The sequence below is a fragment of the Gilliamella bombi genome (genome assembly GCF_900103255.1).
GTDB lineage: Bacteria > Pseudomonadota > Gammaproteobacteria > Enterobacterales > Orbaceae > Gilliamella > Gilliamella bombi.
Genome location: NZ_FMWS01000071.1, coordinates 1 through 4,456, shown reverse-complemented (window position 1 = coordinate 4,456; position 4,456 = coordinate 1). Strand labels below are relative to the sequence as shown.

Below are 4,456 nucleotides of genomic sequence, written 5' to 3'. Positions count from 1 at the left end.
GAGAAAGGCTGTTATCTAATGATAACGGAAAATCACGCCAATAACTTACGCTTGAATTGAGTTGCCCATCTTCGCCATTAAGGTGTAAGACTTTACTGGCGGCTATCCAGTATGGCTTGTTTTCAATCATAAAGCGAATAGTGAAAAAATCATCATTATTTGCAGGCTCAGAATAGACACTCGGTAATGTCGTATTTTGTCCCTTTCCGCCAAGAATGAGTTCAGCTACATAATTAGCTCCGTGCCATTAATAATCATCATAATCATTAGTATCAATATAATTTCGACAATCTTTTATTTCTTTGGGTTTGCACGCCCTTTGTTTTTTATATTCAAATTGGTTACTTTTTTTGTTTAGATAGTGTCCCGATTTATACAGGCATTCAGTTTTGACACGTTTATAGCGATTATTGCCTATGTATTTAAAATCATCGATTAGCGATATTTCGTCATTGTCTTTTTTACCTGGGCAGGTTTTGTAGCTAGTGGCCTCTTTTTCTTCATCATCAAAACGAAAACCATTACCATCGAGATTTAATTTAACAAATTGTTGTTGGGTTTTGTCATAAACGTAGTATTCTGTTATTTGATTAGGACCATAATTTCTACTTTTACTCAGATAAAAATCATTATTATCACCATCAAAATTAAAATCAGTTCCAGTAGCCATAATACTAACATAAGAATTAAACTTGCATCCTTGTATACCAGTAATAGTTTGAATAAGGCGACCATCAAGTTTGCTATAAATTTTAATCCCCACAATCTCTACTTCTTCCTTTTTTTTCTTAGATATTATCACCTTAAAATAAAAGTCTTTAGTGCTACTTTGTTGTAAAAATTCAATATTATTAAACTCTGCTTCACTCAATGGATGTTGCTCATTATATTTTTCATATTCAAATGTTTTATGTAAATTTACCTTATCACCATTAAGGGTATAGCCTGTTAATTGTTGATCATTTTCTGATGCAGAATAAAAAGTATGACTGTCAACATTTTCAATCACTATTTTATCTGATGAATTTACATTATTAGATTTAAATTTAGTTGGATAACTACTTTTTCTTATATAATCAAAATTCTTAACCTGATAATCTTTACTATCAATATAAACAGCAAAATCATCATCAAAATAAAATTCAGCTTTATTTTGACCAATGGTGCCTGTGTAAATACGATATAATGCTGCTTGGCTAATTGTCGGTATTAAGAATATTATAAGTAAAATAGACTTGATATAATTCATCTTGTTATTCCTTAATTTATTTTTGTTTTGTGCGTTGCTGTTTTGCTTTCGCTTCTTTCTCTTTTCTAGCCTGCTCTTCTTTCTCTCTTCTCTCTTTTACTTTTGTCTGTTCATCTTCAACTATTGGCTGTAAGTTAACGAAGAAGGCTGGATTAATTTTGTAGGCTAATCTATCCTTTTGTAGACTGCCTGTATTAGTTCGATTACCATTTTGATTCATAGCGATTTCAAAATGTAAATGAGGGTTACAAAGTCCTTTAGCGTTACCTGTATCACCTGTATAGCCTATCAAATCGCCCGATTTAACCTTGTCCCTAACTTTTAAGTCAGCACGTTTATTACTTAAATGACAATAACGTAAGTAAAAATAGTCAGCATTAATATTAAAATTATCGGCTTGGACTATCTCTTTCACTTTTTTGGTGCTGTCAGTAAATTCAAGCGTATAGTCATTTCTTGATGCGCGTAAATCATCACCTTTCACTTCGATAACCAACACATTGCCATATCCACTTTCTACGTCATATTGGACTATTTCACCATCTAAACAGGCATAGCAAGGGGTATTTATATCCGCAAATAGATCTAACCCAGTATGAGCTTTAGCTCCTTCATCTCTCATATAACCAAAAGCACCATTCCAATTATTAGGATTGTGGTTTGAACTATAACACGTTCGTTGTGGGTATTCTAAAGGCTCATGCCAAAGTTTTGTTGTTTCAACTTTAAAATAATCCATCATCGCCACCGGATGAATAAACCAAGCCTTGCCGTCTGCGGATAGATTGGATAGTTTTGGTGTATTAGTATTCGCATTGCTTTGTTCTGTGCTGGTTGTTTGATTTTGATTTTGAGCTTGCGCCTGTGCCACTTGTTTCCACCACAGTGATGGTTTAATGCGCTGCGCTTTTTCAAGTTGCCAGTTTGATTTGACATGTTTATGCGCTTCGTCCACCACGTCTAAGGCAAAATCACGGAGGTAAGGCTCGGTGATGCCAAGCTCATCTAATCCCGCTTCAATAAGCTCTTTTTGTTGTTGCTTTTCTTCTTCAAATAAGTCATCAATTTCGTTCCATTTGCTTAACGCTTCATCGGCATACCATTCGCTTTCATATTTCACCAGTAAATGCCCTATCAGCTCCGCTGTCCAGCTTCGGCGTAATCCTTCCTTAATTAATATAATTGCATATTACAAACTGTTTATTTGCTTTTTTAAATCAATATTATTTTGCTAACTCTATCTCAACGCGTTTTATTTCTTGCTTTAATTGTTTTATTTCACATAAAACTATGTCATCAAAATAGGGAAATAATTCATTGTTAATTAAAAATTCATTTTGGCTTAAACACAATTTATCCCGATTCTTTTTGAGTGGGAAAAATAAATTTTTCGTTGAATTGGTTTTTCGGGCAAGTTGTACCGTTTTGTGTTTTATTTGATCGAGATAATAAAAATAAACATCTTCTATATCGCAAAAATCTTCAGATTCGTCTTTTAAGCACTTTTCAAATTGTCCCTTTTCATAATATTTGTCTTGTTCTGGATCTGGTAAGATAGTGAAATTATCAGGAAAAGTAACTTGATGACGAAAATCGTATATCTGAGCTAAATGAAATTTTAGATTTTTCACATCAATTTTATAATGTCTCCATCTTTGAGGACCGATTCCATCATCCATTTCTATTAAGGATAAAGTATAAATATCGCCACTTGGTGAGATATAAAAATATTGGTAACCAACTGAAAGTAAGGTTGTTTCATTTGTAAAATAATTAGCAAGAGTTATTTTATCTTTAATTTCATTATTTTTTATTAAAAATAAAATCAATTTAACACCAGAATAATAATCATCTTCTTGCTTGAAACTAAAATTTTCTTTACTTAATCGTAACGTTAAATCGTTTTTCTGATATATTACTGTTCTTTTATCAATCAAGTCATACACATTATCAAAATAAGAACTAAAATTATACAACTGACAACGGTTTCTTATTTCGGTTTGCTTTGAAACATCAAGTTCCTCAAAGTCTAAAGGTAGTGTACAATCTTTCCATAGTTTTTGCATGTTTACTCTACTAAAAAATGAATTACCTCGGTATTTTTCTTCTATATCAAATGGTTGACTATAGCAGTATGCACTAACCAAAGAAAAAACAATACCGATATAAAAGGAATGCTTCATAATTTACTCCTTAATTTCTTCAATTTTAGTTAGTGAAAAGTCAGCATGAAAGTGAGAGTTATGTAAAGAACCACCGTCTACAACACCGGATAATTGTCTAAATTCTTTAAAATGAGAATGCTCTCCAACACGGATCTTATCAAAAAATAGTCGCATCGCATTTAAAAATGCTAAATCGTTTTGATATTGTTGAGACGAATGAGGATAATAACCACCTTGGTTATTTTTTGATTTATACTCAAAGTCAATAGCCATACCATTAATATGTAATGCACTTGGAAAACAAGAACCCCATTGAAATGCACTACCTGTAGTAGTAACAGTTTTATTATAAACAGCTATACTCCCCAACATGGCTGCAAACAAACCAGGATTGGCATAACGGCGCTTTGAATTATGGAAATTATATTCAATATTTAAATTACCATAGTGTTTATTTAATGAATCAGGCATTCTTAGCAATTCCACTTCATTATTATTTACACCGAAAACGCGCCATGAGTTTGGATTTTTCGATTTCACGTTGTAATATCTGTCATGTTTACCCCATTCAGCAATTTCACCATTGGCATAAATAATTCGATATTTAGTATCTCCATCATTTACATCTGAAGCAATATCACTAGGACCCTTAGTCTTATAAAAAGTTTTGGGTTGATTAGGATTAAATGCTTTTCTAACTTTCTCTTTAATTCTGATATATTCCAAATCACAAACCTTATGCTTGTTATCTTGTCCATCGACAATGACATAGCGATACTTATTTTGATTCTCATCTTCAATAAATGATGGTATGTACTTTTGTATTCGACCATCTAAATAAATATAAAAAACAATAATATCTATTTTTTCTTCTTGAAAATAATCCACCATCGCCACTGGATGAATAAACCATGCCTTGCCGTCAGTTGATAGATTGGATAGTTTCGGTGTATCAGTATTAACATTCGCATCGCTTTGTTCAGTGCTGGTTGTTTGAGTTTGAGTTTGAGTTTGAGCTTGCGCTTGTGCCACTTGTTGCCAC

At 32.5% G+C, this 4,456-nt stretch carries 3 protein-coding genes and 1 pseudogene; all 4 read right to left on the bottom strand.

Annotated elements, in window-relative coordinates; translation table 11 throughout:
* Window positions 1-247: 247 nt before the first annotated feature.
* Window positions 248-1,249: a hypothetical protein gene (locus B9N71_RS11760; RefSeq protein ID WP_085166050.1), complete on the bottom strand. Its 1,002-nt coding sequence runs from the start codon at window positions 1,247-1,249 to the stop codon at window positions 248-250.
* Window positions 1,250-1,265: 16 nt separating this feature from the next.
* Window positions 1,266-2,369 carry a M23 family metallopeptidase gene (locus B9N71_RS11755; RefSeq protein WP_085166049.1) on the bottom strand — a complete coding sequence of 368 codons (1,104 nt, stop codon included), beginning with the start codon at window positions 2,367-2,369 and terminating at the stop codon, window positions 1,266-1,268.
* Window positions 2,370-2,472: 103 nt separating this feature from the next.
* Entirely contained in the window at window positions 2,473-3,432 is a 960-nt protein-coding gene (locus B9N71_RS11750) for a hypothetical protein (RefSeq protein ID WP_085166048.1), read from the bottom strand.
* Between the two features lie 3 nt (window positions 3,433-3,435).
* Window positions 3,436-4,456 (bottom strand): annotated as a pseudogene (locus B9N71_RS13105) (hypothetical protein); the annotation flags it as partial.